Source organism: Pseudomonas sp. P4_D7 (genome assembly GCF_056401755.1).
On record NZ_JBFUIR010000029.1, the window covers coordinates 63,815 to 80,414 of the forward strand.

Sequence of the window (16,600 nt, forward strand, 5' to 3'; positions counted from 1 at the left end):
TAGTTGCAAAACACCATCACCCCTTCCTTGATGAGGCGGCTGGTGATGGACAGAACAACGCGCAACCCAAGCAATACCTTTCTGCTGACGCCTCTGAGTGTCTTTCTGATGTTGACCCTCGGCACCGTGGCCGGCGTTCGCGCCAGTCCGATCGATGACGAACGACAGCCAGAAACCTCCGACCCGTCGGCGTACTACGACGAGCCGGCAGACGAACCGACGGCGCTCAACGCCATCCTGACCATGCCCGAGGCCAACGAAGACTCCTTCGACTTGCCCGACGGCGTCAAAGGCACCCGTGCCTCGACACGCACGGAGAACGTCCTGCCGCCGGCCGTGCAGACCAGTTTCAACTACCCCACCAACGGCAAGCCGAGCCCGCTCTATGGCGCGCAGCCGTTCACCCAGCAGTTGACCCTGTTCGAAGAGTTCGGCCCGGAAAAACTCGACCCGACCACCCCGGCCGCGCCATTGCCGTTTCCGCCCGCTGCGATCGGCCCGGCACCGGCTCAGGACCCGAACAACGTCGCCCGCAGCGCGCCACCCGGCACCGCCCTTGATGCGTTTTTGCGCCAACCGGGGCTGACGCCGTTTCCCAGCCAGTTCTCTAACGTGGTCGACCGCAACCCGTGGCAGGCGCAGATCGAAGTGTTCCTCAATCGCCACATCGGCTCGTCCGCTGAAGGCCGGCCACCAGGAAAAGGCTGGGCACACCAGCGCTGGAACGAGTTCTACCCACAGGTCGCCTATAAAACCGCGCAGACCGGCGCGCGCCTCAATGGTGGCCTGCGTGACAGCGTGCAAATGCACCATTACGCGGTGGGCGAATTCGGCCCCGGTGGCCTGTACCACAACGTCGCGGGTGTACCGCTGACTGACGGTACTGCGAAAGGCGTCGACCCGCGTTTCCACCCGGCCATGCCGGTGCAGAACCACAACGCAGTGTGGACCTTCGACGGCACGCTGCCGCCGAAACTGTTGATGGTGCGTTACGGCCAACCGGTGATGATGCGTCACTACAACGGCTTGCCGATCGATCCGTCGGCCAACCGTGGTTTCGGTCTGCACACCATCAGCACCCACGAGCACAACGGTCACGCGCCGGCAGAAAGCGACGGTTATGCCAACGCGTTCTTCTTTCCGGGGCAGTTCTATGACTATCGCTGGCCGATCCAGCTCGCCGGTTACGACAGCATCAACACCAAGGCTGAAGACCCGCGCGCGGCGTTCCCCTGCGCACCGGGTGAAACCCTGTGGGTCAACGACCTCGCACCGGCGAAAAAGACCTGTGACAACGGTACCATCAAGATCCGGGGCGACTGGCGCGAGACCATGAGCACCCACTGGTTCCATGACCACATGCTCGATTTCACCGCGCAGAACGTCTACAAGGGCAACGCGGCGATGATGAACTACTACAGCGCGCTGGATCGCGGCAACGAGTCGGTGAACGACGGCGTCAACCTGCGATTCCCCAGTGGCAGCGCTTTGCCATGGGGTAACCGTGACTACGATGTCAATCTGGTGTTCGCCGACAAGGCGTGGGATCAGGAAGGCCAGTTGTGGTTCAACCCGTTCAACACCGACGGCTTCCTCGGTGATCAGGTGCTGGTCAACTGGCAGTGGAAACCGGCCCTCGACGTGCGTGCGCGCAGTTATCGCTTCCGCATCCTCAATGGCTCGGTGTCGCGCTACTTCAAACTGGCGTTGGTGCGGGAAATCAAAGGCAGCGGCGGCGAGTTCCAAGGGCCGAAAAACTCCGGCGTGACCTACAGCCGCGTGCCGTTCCACATGATCGCCAACGACGGCAACATCATGGAGCACAGCGTGCCGTTCGACGGCAGCATGGACCTCGACGCCGATGGCGATAAACAGAACCACAACGCGATCCTGCCGACCCAGGGCATCGCCGAGCGCTTCGATATCATCGTCAACTTCTCGAAAAACGGCATCAAGCCGGGGGACAAGCTGTTTTTCGTCAACCTGCAGGCCCACGACGACGGCAAGGGACCCAAAGAGGTCATTCCGTTGGGCGACATCCTGTCGGAAAAATACCTGGCAGTGATCAAGCAGACCAGCAAAGGCCCGCAATGGGACAGAGGCGATCCGGCGGTGGGCAAGGTCTTGCAGCTCAACGTCAAGGCTTACACCGGTCAGGATCTGGCGATGAACCCGGCAGCCTACGAACCGGCGAAACCGGGCAAGGCGGAAGGGCTGGTGATGATCCCGTTGAAGCTCCATCGCGACAACGCCGCCGACAAAGCCCTGCTGGCCAAGGCTCGCCACCGCACCTTCACCTTCGGCCGTTCCGACGGCACCGATGAAGCGCCCTGGACGGTCAAGACTGACGGCGGGTTCGGCTTCCACATGGACCCACGCCGACTCAATGCCTCGACCCAATTGTCCAGTGGCYCGACCGATGCCGGTGTCACCGGGTTCGGTACGCTGGAGGTGTGGAAGATCAAGGCTGGCGGCACGGGCTGGAGCCATCCGGTGCACGTGCACTTCGAGGAGGGCATTATTCTCAGTCGCGGCGGCAAGGCACCGCCGGAATGGGAAAAATGGGCGCGCAAAGATGTCTATCGGATTGGTTCTGAAGCGGATGGTCTGGACAACGTCGAGATGGCGATCAACTTCCGCGAGTTCGCCGGGACCTACATGGAGCACTGCCACAACACTCAGCATGAGGACAACTCGATGCTGCTGCGTTGGGACCTGGAGAAACCCGGTCAGCTGCAACTGATGCCAACCCCACTGCCAAGCTGGGACGGTGTGCGCTACGTCAACTCGGCCGCGCTGCCTACCTTCCGCAGCGGCGACGGTATGGGCCCACAAGTGGTGATCAAGCCATGAACCGTCGCCACGGTGACAGCCAACCCGTGCATACCCCGCGCTCCCGGGCGCTGGGCATGCACCTGGTGCTGATGCTGGTGGTCTGTGTGCTCGCCAGCCGTGTGCTGCTGGCGCACCAGGCCAGCGTCGGCGAGCCACCAGCGGCGAGCGAATCCGCCACCCCGTGGGGTGGCGACTATTTCCCCAACACCTTGCTGACCGATCAGGACGGTCAGCAGGTGCATTTCTTCGATGACCTGATCAAAGACAAAGTGGTGGTGATCAACTTCATCTTCACTTCGTGCAGCGATTCCTGCCCCTTGGAAACCGCGCGCCTGCGCCAGGTGCAAAAACTGCTCGGTGATCGGGTCGGCCAGGACATCTTTTTCTACTCGATCAGCATCGATCCGCTCAGTGATACGCCCGAAGTGCTCAAGGCCTATTCGCAGCGCTTTAAAGTTGGCCCCGGCTGGAGGTTTCTCACCGGCGAGTTCGAAGACGTCACCGACCTGCGCAAAAAACTCGGGCTGTTCATCGAAGGCGTCGACAACGGCCGCAACAAGGACCACAACCTCAGCCTGATAGTCGGTAACCAGACCACCGGGCGCTGGATGAAAGCTTCGCCGTTCGAAAACCCGTGGATCCTCGCCGATCAACTGGCCAACACCTTGCAGAACTGGAAGCAGCCGAGCATCGAAGAAAGCTACGCCAATGCCCCGGACATTCGTCCGCCGAGCAATGGCGAAGAACTGTTCCGCACCCGCTGCGCCTCCTGCCACAGCCTCGGCCCAATGGATGGCCAGGGCCTTGGCATGCGCAGCATCGGCCCTGACCTGATCGGCGTGACCCGTCACCGTGATCCGAAGTGGCTGAATCGCTGGATCCGCGAGCCGGATCGCCTGCTCGCGGAAAAAGACCCGATTGCCTTGCAACTCTACGAACAATTCGAGCGAATCCCGATGCCCAACCTGCGCCTTGACGAGCAATCAACACAGTCGATCATCGATTTTCTCAGTGACGAAACCGAGCGCCAGCAACCATCCACCACGGCCGTGGCCGACGGTGCTTTGACGCCAGTAAAACCGGGCGATCCAGCCGCGACGGTGAGTCAGATGCGGTAGCGGCGAAATAGCATCATTGAACCGTGTGTCGCGGTCAGAGCCACCTACACTGATGGCAGTAACTGGCTCGATACAAAACCTCCAGGGCACTCCCATGCAGCGACTGGAAGCACAACAAACACCTGCGCCGGACACCCCGGCGGCAATGGGCAAGAGCTGGCGCGAACAGTTCAATCTGCTGCGCTGGTTCTCGCTCGCGAGTTTTTTCATCATTGCCGCCGTGGCGGTGGGCCTTGGCTATATCTCCACGCGCTTCATCGTCACTGAAAGCGTTGAGCGCGATGCGTTGCTGACGGCGCAATTCGTTCAGGCCATCGGCGCAGCGGAAATACGCCACGCCGGTATCACCCCGGCGCGCACCATGGGCGAAATGCTCGACCCGCGCCAGGACGACAACTTTCCCGATGTCGATCCCGTTGCCCATGCAGCCGCCCGCGCCGAGTTCCTCGACCATGTCCAACACCTGCCCGACGTTCTCCTGGCCACGGTGTACGCGCTGGATCGTACGGTGATCTGGTCGACCAATCCGGAACTGATCGGGGTCAAGTTCGAGGATGACGACGAACTCGACGAATCGTTCGAGATGAAAGTCGCGGTGTCTTCCAGTTATCACAAGATCGACGATGAGAAACCCGAGCAGCAGTTACTGCGCGAGCCGAAGTATTTGTTCATCGAGAACTACATCCCGATGTTCAACGCCGACAAAAGCAAAGTCGTCGCCATGGTCGAGATCTACAAGGAACCGGCGGATCTGGTCGACCGCATCGACCGTGGATTCGCCTCGATCTGGGCGGCGACCTGTTTCGGTGGTGCGGCGATCTTTCTCGCGTTGTTCTGGATCGTCCGCCGCGCGGCGAAACTGCTGCAGAGCCAGCAGCAACAGTTGATCAGCAATGAAACCTTTGTCGCCCTCGGCGAGATGTCTTCGGCGGTGGCGCACAGTCTGCGTAATCCGCTGGCGACCATTCGCTCCAGCGCCGAACTGGCCCAGGAAATCGCCAGCCCCGGTGCGCAGCGCAACATCGGCGACATCATCAGCCAGGTTGATCGCATGTCGCGCTGGGTGCGCGAGTTGCTGGTGTCGCTGCGGCCGATGAACGACGACGGCGAGGCGGTGGACCTGGTGATGGCGGTCGAAGACACCGTTGGCGCCTTCGAAGCATTGATCAAACGCTGCAACGTCGAAGTGCGCTTCACTGCGCAGAATTGCGCGCCGGTCGTCAGCCAGAAGGTGCTGCTCACGCAAATCCTCAATAGCCTGTTTGCCAACGCCCTGGAAGCGATGCCCAAGGGCGGTGTGCTCAGCGTCGAATTCGAATCGCCGCAGCCCGACCGCGTGCGCCTGACCGTGAGCGACACCGGCAAGGGCATGAGCGCGCAGCAGCAACTGTTGGTGTTCAAACCGTTTTTCACCACCAAACAGGGCGGCCTCGGGGTTGGTCTGGCGTTGGTCAAAAGAATCATGGAGCGTTTTGAAGGTTCGGTCGTGCTGACCAGCCGCGAGCAGGAGGGAACCCGCGTCAGTCTCAACTTCAAAGTGGCATCGGGAGGGGAATATGGAACACAGCATTCTGCTGGTCGAGGATGACGAACTGCTGGCCGAGAATATTCAGACCTACCTGGAGCGCAAGGACTTCGAGGTGACCGTCTGCCATTCGGCCGAAGACGCGTTGGCGCAACTGGAAACCTTCATGCCCGACATTGTGCTGACCGACAACTCGCTGCCGGGCATGAGCGGTCACGACCTGATCCAGAAGCTGCGCATCAGCGCGCCGGATCTCAAAGTGATCATGATGACCGGTTACGGCAACGTCGAAGACGCCGTGGTGGCGATGAAGGAGGGCGCCTTTCACTACGTCACCAAACCGGTGGCTTTACCGGAGCTGAAACTATTGCTCGACAAGGCCCTGGCCACCGAGCGGATGGAGCGCACGCTGTCGTTCTATCAGGAGYGCGAGGCGCAGAAATCCGGGGTGCAGGCGCTGATCGGCGACTCGGCGCCGATGCAGTACCTGAAAAATACCATCGGCCAGTTGCTCGACGCCGAGCGACGCATGGCCAACACCGATCTACCGCCGGTTTTGGTGGAAGGCGAGACCGGCACCGGCAAAGAGTTGGTGGCCCGCGCGTTGCACTTCGACGGTCCGCGTAGCAAAGGGCCGTTCATTGAATTCAACTGCGCGTCGATTCCATCGAATCTGGTCGAGTCAGAGCTGTTCGGCCATGAGAAGGGCGCATTCACCGACGCCAAGGACCGCCGGGTCGGGCTGGTGGAAGCGGCGGATGGTGGCACGCTGTTTCTGGATGAGATTGGTGAAATGGACCTGCTGTTGCAGGCGAAGATTTTGAAGTTGCTGGAGGACCGCACCATTCGCCGGGTCGGTTCGGTGAAGGAGCGCAAGGTCAATCTGCGGGTGATCAGTGCGACCAACTGCAACCTTGAACAGATGGTGCAGCAGGGCAAATTCCGCCGTGATCTGTTTTTCCGCCTGCGGATCATTTCGATCAAAGTGCCACGCCTGTATGCCCGGGGCGACGATATTCTGTTGCTGGCGCGGCACTTTCTCGCCAGCCACGGCAAACGCTATGGCAAACCGAATCTGCATTTCAGTCAGCAGGCCGAAGAGCTGCTGCTCAGTTACACCTGGCCGGGCAATGTGCGCGAGCTGCGCAACATGCTCGAACAAACCGTACTGCTGGCGCCGAGCGACACCATCGCTGCGCATCAGCTCAACGTGTGCATGAGCCTGGTCGACGAGCAGCCGCTGCATATTCATGAAGCACCGATGCACTACGAACCGCGTCCGGCGAGCAACACCGAATCGATGAACCTGCCGGAAGTCGAGCGCGACATGGTGCGCAAAATGCTCGACAAGACCGACTGGAACGTCACCAAATCCGCGCGCCTGCTGGGCCTGAGCCGCGACATGCTGCGCTACCGCATCGAAAAACTCGGCCTCGCCCGCCCGGATAAACGGCAGTGGTAACCCAGGCACACCGCATTTCCCCTGTAGGAGTGAGCCTGCTCGCGATAGCGGTGTGTCAGTCGACCTCTTTATTGCTGACACACCGCTATCGCGAGCAGGCTCACTCCTACAAGGGATCGGTGGTGCCGCAGATGTTGTGAGCAACCCGGATCAATGCTGCTGCCGACTCAAACACTCCAGCAAACAACCCGGATCCAGCACCTCGTCATTCACATAAATCCCGCGCTCGGCATCGTACGTGCGGATAAACACCCGCACCGTCGCGTCCGCCACAGTCGGCAGTTGTGAATCGTAGAACTCATGGTCACCCGGGATCACTACAAAATCCTGCGGCGCCGTATCGTCGTAAGGCTTGGGCGGCGTGGAACTCAGTGAATACGGGGCAGGGTGGGCGAAGGGCTGGTTCGGCCCGTAATAATTGAAATTGCTGTCCAGCGCTTGCGCCTGAGTGGCAGCGAGCAGACAGCCGGTCAACAACAGCCGATCGAGCATATGCATGGCGGCACCTGCGAGTGCGGTTTTCCCCAAGGCTATTAACTATAGCTGCCCGACATTCAAACAACCGGGTGATTGATCACGTGCTCCGGTTGTGCGCAGGCCTTGAGCACATAGCCGATTGCGCGAAGAAACTCTTCGTTATCCCCATTTGCAAGAACCTGGGACAGGTATTCGCTGATGGCTTCGTCACTGTCCAGCAGTGCTATCACGTCGAAATTCGTCAAAGTCTGGCTCATGGTTAAGCCTCCTTAGCCATTTTTGTGCGCGTCGGATGACTGCGCTTTGTGAGGGTATCCACGTGAGCAGAGTTGAATAGTCAGCCGTGTCCTTTATCTGTTTTGATAATTCGCCGACATTTGTAGGCCAGAACACCCTGATATGTAGGAGTTGCCGCAGGAATTGGCTTACAAGTTTGCAACAACCGCAATTGCCGGGCTGATCTAGACTCGGATCCGCTCAATCACGAGCATCGTCCGGAGTGCGCCATGGAAGTGCCCAACAATAAAACCGCCATCGAAAGCAATCGGCAGGCGTGGAACGATTCCGCCCGCCATCACCAGGATTCGCCTGATTGGCAGGCCTTGCTCGGCGAAGTCGCACAGGCGGATTTCTCTTGCCTCGATGAGACCCTGAGCGGGTTGCTGGAGGTCGATGGCAAGGATGTGATTCAACTGGGCTGCAACAATGGCCGTGAGAGTCTCTCGCTGTTTGCGCTTGGTGCCAGAAGCGTGGTCGGCGTCGATCAATCGGCGGCGTTTCTAGAACAGGCCCGCGAGCTGAACAAGCGTTCACCGCACAAAGCCGAGTTCATCGAAAGCGATATCCATCATTTGCCAGCGTCCTTGCACAATCGCTTCGATGTGGCGCTGATCACCATTGGCGTTTTGAACTGGATGCCGGACATCGGCGAGTTCTTCCGCCACGTCGCCTCGACCCTGAAACCGGGCGGGAAACTGGTGATCTACGAAACCCACCCGTTTCTGGAAATGGTCGACCCGGATGGGGAAGATCCCTATCGCCTCGCGAGTTCGTACTTCCGCGCCGAACCGTTTGTGCAGGAAGAACCGATTGTCTATGTCGGCAAGGTTGAGCAGCAGGCGGCGAAGTCGTATTGGTTTGTGCACACGCTGGGGGCGATTTTCGGTGGTGCCATCGGGGCAGGGCTGAATATTGCGCACTTCAGGGAGTATGCGCATTCGAATCGGGAAGAGGTGTATGACCGGTATCTGAATCAGGAAGCGCAGATGCCGATGTGTTTTACCTTGGTCGCCAGCAAGGCCTGAATTGTTCATTGCCTTACTGGCCCCTTCGCGAGCAAGCTCGCTCCCACATTGGATCTGCGCCGAGCAAAAATCCAATGTAGGAGCGAGCCTGCTCGCGAAGGCGGCCTCATGACCGCCACAACCTTTCAGAGTTGAATCAAGCCTGCGCCGCCGCACTCACCACCGGCCGCCCTGGTTTGCGCAGCGGTTCCAGACGCGAACCCTCATACCGCGTTTCGCGGAAAAACTTCCAGCGCCCGAACAGGCAGTAAACGTGCATCACGCGGCCCTGCTCGTGGTAACCCATGCGCAGATGCAGCTTCAGCGCCGGAATATTGTGCGTCTCGCACACATCCACCACCTTGTCGCAACCCTGCGCCGCCATCGCCTCCCACAGCGCCACCTGCACGTCCACCGACAGGCTGCTGCCGAAATACGCACGGGTCATCTCACCACCGAATTCAAAGAACTCGCCGGGCTTCACCGGGAAGGTGCAGCCATAATAGTGCCGGTCGTGATAGTCGCGGATGCTGCCCCAGATAAACGCAACGGCGTGGTCATCCTTATCGAGGTACATGTGCCCGGTGTGACCCTCGGCCGCCAGTTCCGCCATGGTGCCTACCCGGTCACCAAAATGCTTGGTGAACGCCACGGCATTCTCCGGTGTGATGTCGACTTTGCGCAGCCCGTCGTAAGGCCGCAGCTTGTGCGGCGGTACCGGGCTGACCAGGTCACGCTCCATCCACAACAGTTCCCAATGGAAGAACACGTAGCGTTTCCACAACGTGCCGAACGTGCGGCCGAAGCCTTTTTGCCGGATGCGCTCTTGTAGTTTTTCGATCACGCTCATGATGCCCTCCGTGGCCGCAGCCCGGGTGTGGTGGATGGTGCTTTTGTGGGTATAGATCACGCTGGCCAGTTAATTTCAAAGGGCCACTTTGGAAAGTATTTCAGCGTGTGTAACTCAATCGAGTGCCGTCGCCCCGCGTAGAAAATTCTTGTTCAGATCGCTATAGGAAACCCGCGCAACGCCCGTCAGCCGCTGCTCTAGCACAAGGCTCAATGACTCGTTCGGGTTGAGATAGGCGTCACCGAAATCGGCGCCGAGTTGCGTCGGGTGGGCGACGATTTCCAGCACGCCGTCGGTCGGCGCGTTGCCGTTGCGCAGGTCGATCGGCGTGCACACATAGTCGGCGGTAACGCCGGCCAGACTCTGCAAACGCCAATTGAGCAATCCCTTGAACACACGCTTGGGCAGATTGAGGTTCTGCCCCAGGTTGCGCGCCAGCCGAATCGGTACACCTTGATGCGCGGCAAACCGCGCGACGATCTCGCCGATCGGCCAGATGTTGTGCACGTGCTGGTGAGAATCGATGTGGCTGGGACGCATGCCGTGATCGACGCAGCGCTGCCACTGCGCCTGCAATTCTTCGCGTACCGCCTTGCGATCCTCGCGGCCCAGCCAGAAACTGTGGCGCGGCAGGCTGAGGTCAAACACGCCGAAGTCATCGCAAAAGGTGCGACGCGCCAGAATCCCCAGGCTCAGTGGTCGTCCGTAAGTCAGGTTGAAGTGCAGCCCGACCCGACCTTGCAACGTCGGATGCCGCGCCATGGCACACGCCGCTTCGAACGCCGGCATGTTGGCCATGGCGGTGGCAGAACTGATGACCCCAGCCTGAAACGCGGCGAAGATCACCGAATTTTCGTTCGGACTAAGGCCGAAATCGTCAGCGTTGACTATGACTTGGCGAGGCATGTTCGCCCTCCGTGGTGATCGCGACAGGTTTCGGTGTGGGTTTCGCAGGCTCGGTACGACGGGCGCGCCAGGCTTGTACGTGCGGTTTGAGGCGATGCCACAGGCGCAGGCCCAGGCCGAGCACCAGACCACTCGGCCGCCAGGAATAAAAACTCCAGCGCCAGTGCTCCAGTTGTCCGGTCATGCGTTCATGCAGTTGATGACTGGAGTTTTCCAGGCTGACCCGCGAGGCGTCGATCCAGCGCCAGTTGTCGTCCAGCCCCCAGCGAATCCATTCCTCCAGCAACACCCGGCCGCTGCCCAGATCCGCGTATTGCGGCAGGAAGGCGAGGTTGTAATCGTAGAGCCGTCCTTGCTCCAGCAGACCGAGGCGATAACTGATGCAGTGGCCATTCAGTTCCAGCGTCACCACCCGCACCAGGCCCTGGCCGGCGAGGGCGGTGAAGGCGCGCTCGATCAGTTGGCGGCTGCGTTCGCTGGCGAAAATCCCCACGCCTTCGTCGCCTTTCCAGCTCACCGCTTCGACGTCGCTGATGACCTTTAACAGCGGGCCCATGCTCAACGCATCGGGCACGATGCGCCGCACTTCGGCACCGCACGCGGCGATCCGCTTGCGTGCCCGCCGCAGCTTGTAGCGCGGGTCGCCGGAGACTTCCTGATGATCGGCCTCGCTGATCAGATGCACCGGCACCCGACAACTCAGGCGTCGTTCAGCGGTGGAACTGCGCGCCATCCATTCGGTCAGCGCACTTTCCTCACCCGCAGGTTCGGACAACTCATTGAGTTGCAGCAACGCGTGGGGCAGCCGTTGGTGAATCAACAGCAAGGCCTTGCGCATGTCTTCATGGCCAAGCAAAGACAACAGCGCCAAACGATCGGCCAGTGGATACCCCAAGTGATGCACGACCCGGAACGGCAGGCCGGCAAAGCGCTCGCGATTCGCCACCAATGGCAGGCACAGACGCAATTCGTCCGCTTCCCACCCCAGCAGAATGTGCAAACGCTCATCCGCGCCAAGGGCCTGCTCGGCCGCGCACAACCAACCGAGGTGGTTGAACGGCGTGTGATCCGTCACCCGCAGGCGCAGCGCTTCATACGCTGCTTCCGGGAAATCGGCGGCGCACAGCGAAGTGCGCCATTCGAATCGCGTCACCATAGACTCAGGCCGCCGTGGCTGTTACGGGTGGACGGGAAGGTTTGCGCAGCGCATCCAGACGCGAACCGCTGTAGCGGCTTTCGCGGTAGAAACGCCAGCGACCGAACAAGGTGTACACATTCATGATGCGGTTCTGCTCGGTATAGCCCATGCGCAAGTGCAGCTTGAGCGCCGGGATGTTGTGGAATTCGCAGACGTCGACAACCTTGTCGCAACCCTGTGCAGCCATGGCTTTCCACAGCTCCAGTTGCAGATCCACCGACAACTCGCTGCCCCAGTAGGCGCGGGTCAGTTCACCGCCGAACTCGAAGAACTCGCCGGGTTTCACCGGAAACATGCAACCGTAATAGTGCCGGTCGAAATAGTCCCGCGAACTGCCCCAGATAAACGCCACGGCATCGCCCTGATCGTCCAGGTGCATGTGCCCGGTGTGACCTTCTTTGGCCAGCTCTGCCATGGTGCCGACGCGGTCGCCGAAGTAGCGCGCGAAGGCGCTGGCGTTGTCCGCCGTGATCTTCACCACCCGCAGCGGCGGGTACGGTTTGAGGTTGTGCGGCGGCACCGGGCTGACCAGATCGCGCTCCATCCACAGCAGTTCCTGATGGGAAAAGATGTAGTGTTTCCACGCTTTTTTGGCGGTAGCAGTGAGTCCTTTCTGCCGCAGGTGTTCAGTCAGTTTGCTTAGCATGTTCATGGTTTTGGCTCCTGATGACGAGGCATCGCGCGGCCACAGGCCTGCGCGGCTGAACATCAACGGACGGTTCATGAAGCGCTCCAGCCGAGGGCGAACAGGGTTTGCCCCGGCAGCTCGAAACGCACACGCCCGTCCTGGCAGGTAAACGGCGCGTCGCGACTGCGATTGTCAGCACCGAAGTAGCGCAGGGCGCCGTTGTTCAGCGGACACTTGGCGCCGGCCAGGTCCACACGTTGCAGTCGAGTGCCTTTATTTACCCCGAGCAATACGCGCTGATCGTCGCCGGCCATCGCCAGCACATCGACTTCAAAGGCATCGTTTTCCAGCCACAGCACCTGATGCAGCCAGTGTTGGGCTATGAATTGCTGGGCCAGGCCTACCGGCTTCAGCTCGAAGTGTTGTTCATCGGCCGAGACGCGCAGCATGCCCTTGGGGTACTGCGGCTCATCGGCGGCCTGGAACCAGTTGAGCATCGTCAACAAGCCATCCTGCGACGCGTTGATCACCACCGACGCCCACCACAGCGAGGTGTAGTGGGTTTCCTGATCATAAGGGCTGAGGCTGGAGCCGCTGGACAGATTGGTCTGGTCGAGCAACAAGGCTTTGCGCGGCTGGCCTTTGCCATCGAGGCCAACCAATTCGGCCGCGCGGCGCACGCTGTCGCGATAGACTCGTGTGGCGAGCAGGTCGCGGATCATCCATTCGTGCCACGCCAGTGCGTCAACCTGATCGCCGGATTCGCTGAGCAGACGCCGCGCCCAATCGATGCCGCGCTTGTCCGCAGCGTTATTGGCAAACGGCCCGTTGACCAGCCGCGAACTGGCCGGCATGGCGATGCGCACGCCGGCCTTGGCATTGGCCGGATCGCTGCGCACCTGCCGCGCCATGCTGGTGAAAATCGCCTGATACTGCGCGTAACTGGAATAGTTGAGGTTCGGCTCATCGGCAAAACCGATGTAGTGGGTGCCCTTGCCACCCAGCGCTCGGGTGCTGGCTAACCACGCATCAAGCCCGCCGTTGCTTTGCACATCGGCGCGCAAGTCAGCCTGGCGCTGACTGCCGGCGAGCAAGGTGATGTCCTGCCTGATGCCGAAACGCTCCTGATACACCTGACGGAACGCGTCTTCGAACTGCGGATTCTTCGCCGTCACGTCGACAAAACTGTAGTAACTCGCCGCCGTCGGTTTCAGCGCATCGAACGCGGCATGACTGGCGGGTGGCGGCATCACGTAGGGCAGGGCGATGCCCAGGTCCGGCGTGCGCCCGAGCACTTTGTCGTGCAAGACCAGATGCGTCTGACCGGCGTCTTCACGCAGCGCTTTCAGTTGCTGCGGGTTCTGCGCGAACAGGTTGGCCGTGCCATCCAGCCAGAACGCTGCTTTGCCGCTGCCTTGCAGACGCAGACGCCAGACTTGCTCGCGCTCGCTGACGGGCAGGGCAACCTGATCGAACTGCCAATAGGCGCGATAGGGTTTCAGCGCCAGCGTCAGTTGCTGCTCAGCGCCGACCCGCTGTGCCTGCAACCCTCTGACACCTCCGTGAAACTTGCCCGCCAGCACCGCGTGTTCACCTGGCGCAACCTTGAAATACAACTCGTCGCCGTTGCGGGTGTCGACGCTGAAATGCACTTTCGCCGGGGCGAACAGCGCGACCGTGTGCTCGTCATGTTCGACGCGGTAATTGCGGAAGCTGTAGCCGGGAATTTCCAGCCGATAACTCGCCGCGCCGGGCAGCAGTGGCCAGCTCTGACTGCCACGAATTTCACTGGCCTTTATAAAACGATCACCTGCCAGTTTGCCCTGGCCATCGAGCAAATACAGATGCTCTTCATTGGCATCGGCCTGCCACGCCGGCGTCCAGCGCACGGTCAGCGTGTCCGGGCGATCGGTTTGCAGATACAGGCTGCCGTCACGAATCTCGGCCCAGCGCATCGACGCCGCGAAGGCGTCCAGCGACAGGCCGAGACCGAGCAGCAGGGCCAGGCCTTTCATGCGGTTTTGCGCCGTTGCAGCATCAGCCACATCGGTGTGACGTCGCGCGGCAGAATGATCAGGGTTTGCCAGAACGGCACGTCGCTCAAACGGCAGTAAAGCACCAGCATTGCCACGGTCACCGCCAGGTAGGCAATCGACGAAGCCGCCGCCGCGCCGACGATGCCGTAAGCCGGAATCAGCACCAGATTCAGCGCCAGATTGAGCAGGGCACCGAGGCCCATCAGCAACGACACCGTGCCGGGACGATTCTTGCCCAACAGGTCCAGGCGCAGAATGCTCGCGTAGCACAGGCCCAACAGCCCCGGCAGCAAGGCAAGCAGCGCCGGATACGCCGGTTGGTACGCCGCACCAAACAAGGTGACGATCAGCCATTCGCCAATCACCGCCATGGTCAGGCACGCGCCGAGCATCACCGTGGCGGTCAGGCGCAGGGCCAGCGGCGTGACCTTGTCCATGCCTTCGTCTTGCTGCAGCAGGCGTTTCATCAGTGGCGTGGTCACCGCTTCCGGGACGATCAACAGCAATTCAGCGGCGGCGCTGGCCATGGCGTAGTGACCGAGGGCGGTGCTGCCGAGCAGGGCGCCGATGAACAGGTAATCCGAACGCAGGATCACTTGCTGAAACAACAGATCCGGATGGCTGCGCGCGCTGTAGCGCAGCAGTTCGTTCTGGCTGGCGCGGTCCCATTGCAGTTGCAACGGTTGTGCGCGTTTGAGCCAGACCCAACCGACCAGCACTACCAGACTGATGCCGGCCAGCCAACTGATCAGCGCCGCTTCCAGGGCCGCGCTTTGCCACATCCAGAACAGCGCGAGAAACAGCAACAGCGGTGCCAGCGACTCGACCAGGCGCAAGGCATTGAACGCGACCACGCCACCGGAGGCGTTGTGCAACGTCAGCAAACCGCTTTTCAGCACGGTCAGCGGCACTGCCAGCAACAACAGCCAAGCGAGCAAACCGAGCTGCATCGTCACATCCAACTCGGTGCCAAACTCACGCACCAGTGCCACCACCAGCAAGGTCAGCAACGCCGCGAGCAAACAGCCGAACACCAACACCTGACTCAGCAACAAACCCATCGGCCGCTGCTTGGCGGCCTGATAACCCACCGCCGAATTCAGGCCGCCACTGGTGGCGGCGCTGATCAGATCCGGCAGGGTGCTGAGCAACGCAAACAGCCCGCGCTCGCTCGGCCCGAGTATCCGCGCCAGCAGCACATTGCGCAGCAAACGCAGGGCGATCATCGCCAGTTTGGTGCCCATGCTCAGCGCCAGATGCTTGAGATAGTTACCTCGGCTCATGGCCGCGCCCCGCGAAAAATTCGCCACGACAGCAATTCCGGATTACGCGCGGTGCGCTGACTGACACCGAAGCGCGGCAGGTTCAGCGGATCGCCTTCGCCGCGATAAATGCCGGTGCCGGTGCCCAGCGCAAACGGGTAATCGTGACGGGCAATCTGTTGGCGCACGCGTTCATCGTTGTCGCCATTGGGGTAGCAATACACCGGCAGCGCACGATTGCAGCCGTTGTGCAGGGCGTCACGGCTGCGGCTGATTTCTTCGCTCAGGCGCACATCGTCGAGACCGGTGAGGATCGCGTGACTGGCGCCGTGCGGACCGAAACGCACCAGCCCGGACGCCTCCAGTGCGCGCACCTGATGCCAGTCCAGCGCTTGCGGTTGCGACTCCTGCGGGCATTCATCGGTCAGCCGTTCCAGCTCCTGCGAGTCAATCGACTTCAGCCCTTGCAGGTAATGGAGCAATGCCAGGCTGCGACGGTCGACGTCTATGTCATCGAGCAACACCGGCAACGGGTGATGCAGGGCATGCAGGCATTCGATCAGATGCATCCGTGCCTTGTCGCCATGGCTGCCCCACAGGGTTTCGCCAAGGCTTTCCCACCAGAAGCGCTGACGGCTGCCGATGAAATCGGTGGAGAGAAAAATGCTCGCCGGCACCTGATGTTTCTGCAGCAGCGGAAAGGCGTTGACCGCGTTGTCGCGCCAGCCGTCATCGAAGGTCAATGCCACCCGTGGGCGTTCGGTACGCAGTGAGTTGGGCTGAAGGATTTCCATCAGCGGCACGCAATCGAAATGCTTGCGCAGCCACATCAGCAAATGCTCGAAGGCTTTCGGCCCTACGCAGAGTTCGTTGCGGTGCGGCAGGTCGGCGGCGCGGTCGTTCGATAACACCCGGTGCAGCATCAGAATCACCCCGGCGCCCTGCAATTGGTTGCGGCCCATGGACGAGTTGAGATAGAGCCAGCCACTGGTGCGTTTGAGTAATTGTTTGATCGCCATG

At 60.8% G+C, this 16,600-nt stretch carries 13 protein-coding genes and 1 pseudogene; 5 read left to right on the plus strand and 9 right to left on the minus strand.

Annotated elements, in window-relative coordinates; all coding sequences use genetic code 11:
- Window positions 1-45 precede the first annotated feature (45 nt).
- The 4 genes from AC1DVF_RS18550 (at window position 46) to AC1DVF_RS18565 (ending at window position 6,940) form a co-directional block, all read left to right on the plus strand.
- On the plus strand, window positions 46-2,853 hold the full coding sequence (locus AC1DVF_RS18550) for a multicopper oxidase domain-containing protein (protein ID WP_477782937.1): 2,808 nt from the start codon (window positions 46-48) through the stop codon (window positions 2,851-2,853).
- Window positions 2,850-3,953: an SCO family protein gene (locus AC1DVF_RS18555; RefSeq protein ID WP_460127898.1), complete on the plus strand. Its 1,104-nt coding sequence runs from the start codon at window positions 2,850-2,852 to the stop codon at window positions 3,951-3,953. Before AC1DVF_RS18550 ends, AC1DVF_RS18555 begins: the two co-directional genes overlap by 4 nt.
- A 94-nt stretch (window positions 3,954-4,047) precedes the next feature.
- Complete coding sequence (locus AC1DVF_RS18560; RefSeq protein WP_099758597.1) at window positions 4,048-5,541, plus strand: sensor histidine kinase; 1,494 nt, start codon at window positions 4,048-4,050, stop codon at window positions 5,539-5,541.
- Window positions 5,510-6,940: a sigma-54-dependent transcriptional regulator gene (locus AC1DVF_RS18565; RefSeq protein ID WP_477782938.1), complete on the plus strand. Its 1,431-nt coding sequence runs from the start codon at window positions 5,510-5,512 to the stop codon at window positions 6,938-6,940. The genes AC1DVF_RS18560 and AC1DVF_RS18565 overlap by 32 nt, the downstream gene beginning before the upstream one ends.
- 150 nt (window positions 6,941-7,090) lie before the next feature.
- Here the strand turns inward: AC1DVF_RS18565 and AC1DVF_RS18570 are convergent, their stop codons facing one another.
- Window positions 7,091-7,438 carry a hypothetical protein gene (locus AC1DVF_RS18570; protein ID WP_093439192.1) on the minus strand — a complete coding sequence of 116 codons (348 nt, stop codon included), beginning with the start codon at window positions 7,436-7,438 and terminating at the stop codon, window positions 7,091-7,093.
- A gap of 98 nt (window positions 7,439-7,536) precedes the next feature.
- Window positions 7,537-7,674 (minus strand): annotated as a pseudogene (locus AC1DVF_RS18575) (helix-turn-helix domain-containing transcriptional regulator); the annotation flags it as partial.
- Window positions 7,675-7,923: 249 nt separating this feature from the next.
- Here AC1DVF_RS18575 and AC1DVF_RS18580 point away from each other — a divergent pair.
- A complete protein-coding gene (locus tag AC1DVF_RS18580; protein WP_477782939.1) occupies window positions 7,924-8,721 on the plus strand; it encodes a class I SAM-dependent methyltransferase in 798 nt (265 codons plus the stop codon).
- 136 nt (window positions 8,722-8,857) lie between these two features.
- Here AC1DVF_RS18580 and AC1DVF_RS18585 read toward each other — a convergent pair whose 3' ends face one another.
- The 7 genes from AC1DVF_RS18585 to AC1DVF_RS18615 all read right to left on the minus strand — a co-directional run bounded on the left by AC1DVF_RS18585 (window position 8,858) and on the right by AC1DVF_RS18615 (window position 16,599).
- On the minus strand, window positions 8,858-9,550 hold the full coding sequence (locus AC1DVF_RS18585) for an N-acetyltransferase family protein (protein WP_477782940.1): 693 nt from the start codon (window positions 9,548-9,550) through the stop codon (window positions 8,858-8,860).
- Window positions 9,551-9,664: 114 nt separating this feature from the next.
- Window positions 9,665-10,456 carry a ChbG/HpnK family deacetylase gene (locus tag AC1DVF_RS18590; RefSeq protein ID WP_477782941.1) on the minus strand — a complete coding sequence of 264 codons (792 nt, stop codon included), beginning with the start codon at window positions 10,454-10,456 and terminating at the stop codon, window positions 9,665-9,667.
- Window positions 10,428-11,612 (minus strand): GNAT family N-acetyltransferase, encoded by a 1,185-nt coding sequence (locus AC1DVF_RS18595; protein ID WP_477782942.1) that lies wholly within the window; start codon window positions 11,610-11,612, stop codon window positions 10,428-10,430. Before AC1DVF_RS18595 ends, AC1DVF_RS18590 begins: the two co-directional genes overlap by 29 nt.
- 4 nt (window positions 11,613-11,616) lie before the next feature.
- Entirely contained in the window at window positions 11,617-12,306 is a 690-nt protein-coding gene (locus AC1DVF_RS18600; protein ID WP_099759405.1) for a GNAT family N-acetyltransferase, read from the minus strand.
- Between the two features lie 68 nt (window positions 12,307-12,374).
- A complete protein-coding gene (locus AC1DVF_RS18605) occupies window positions 12,375-14,297 on the minus strand; it encodes a hypothetical protein (protein WP_477782943.1) in 1,923 nt (640 codons plus the stop codon).
- Window positions 14,294-15,601, minus strand: coding sequence for a lipopolysaccharide biosynthesis protein (locus AC1DVF_RS18610; RefSeq protein ID WP_477782944.1), 1,308 nt, complete (start codon window positions 15,599-15,601; stop codon window positions 14,294-14,296). Before AC1DVF_RS18610 ends, AC1DVF_RS18605 begins: the two co-directional genes overlap by 4 nt.
- On the minus strand, window positions 15,598-16,599 hold the full coding sequence (locus AC1DVF_RS18615) for a polysaccharide deacetylase family protein (protein WP_099758605.1): 1,002 nt from the start codon (window positions 16,597-16,599) through the stop codon (window positions 15,598-15,600). Before AC1DVF_RS18615 ends, AC1DVF_RS18610 begins: the two co-directional genes overlap by 4 nt.
- Window position 16,600 lies beyond the last annotated feature (1 nt).

What these genes read in the sequence shown, in the direction of transcription:
- AC1DVF_RS18555 (WP_460127898.1), top strand. Translation starts at nt 2,850, where the DNA reads ATGAACCGTCGCCACGGTGACAGCCAACCCGTGCATACCCCGCGCTCC.
- AC1DVF_RS18560 (WP_099758597.1), top strand. Translation starts at nt 4,048, where the DNA reads ATGCAGCGACTGGAAGCACAACAAACACCTGCGCCGGACACCCCGGCG.
- AC1DVF_RS18570 (WP_093439192.1), bottom strand. Translation starts at nt 7,438, where the DNA reads ATGCATATGCTCGATCGGCTGTTGTTGACCGGCTGTCTGCTCGCTGCC.
- AC1DVF_RS18580 (WP_477782939.1), top strand. Translation starts at nt 7,924, where the DNA reads ATGGAAGTGCCCAACAATAAAACCGCCATCGAAAGCAATCGGCAGGCG.
- AC1DVF_RS18585 (WP_477782940.1), bottom strand. Translation starts at nt 9,550, where the DNA reads ATGAGCGTGATCGAAAAACTACAAGAGCGCATCCGGCAAAAAGGCTTC.
- AC1DVF_RS18590 (WP_477782941.1), bottom strand. Translation starts at nt 10,456, where the DNA reads ATGCCTCGCCAAGTCATAGTCAACGCTGACGATTTCGGCCTTAGTCCG.
- AC1DVF_RS18595 (WP_477782942.1), bottom strand. Translation starts at nt 11,612, where the DNA reads ATGGTGACGCGATTCGAATGGCGCACTTCGCTGTGCGCCGCCGATTTC.
- AC1DVF_RS18600 (WP_099759405.1), bottom strand. Translation starts at nt 12,306, where the DNA reads ATGAACATGCTAAGCAAACTGACTGAACACCTGCGGCAGAAAGGACTC.
- AC1DVF_RS18605 (WP_477782943.1), bottom strand. Translation starts at nt 14,297, where the DNA reads ATGAAAGGCCTGGCCCTGCTGCTCGGTCTCGGCCTGTCGCTGGACGCC.
- AC1DVF_RS18610 (WP_477782944.1), bottom strand. Translation starts at nt 15,601, where the DNA reads ATGAGCCGAGGTAACTATCTCAAGCATCTGGCGCTGAGCATGGGCACC.
- AC1DVF_RS18615 (WP_099758605.1), bottom strand. Translation starts at nt 16,599, where the DNA reads ATGGCGATCAAACAATTACTCAAACGCACCAGTGGCTGGCTCTATCTC.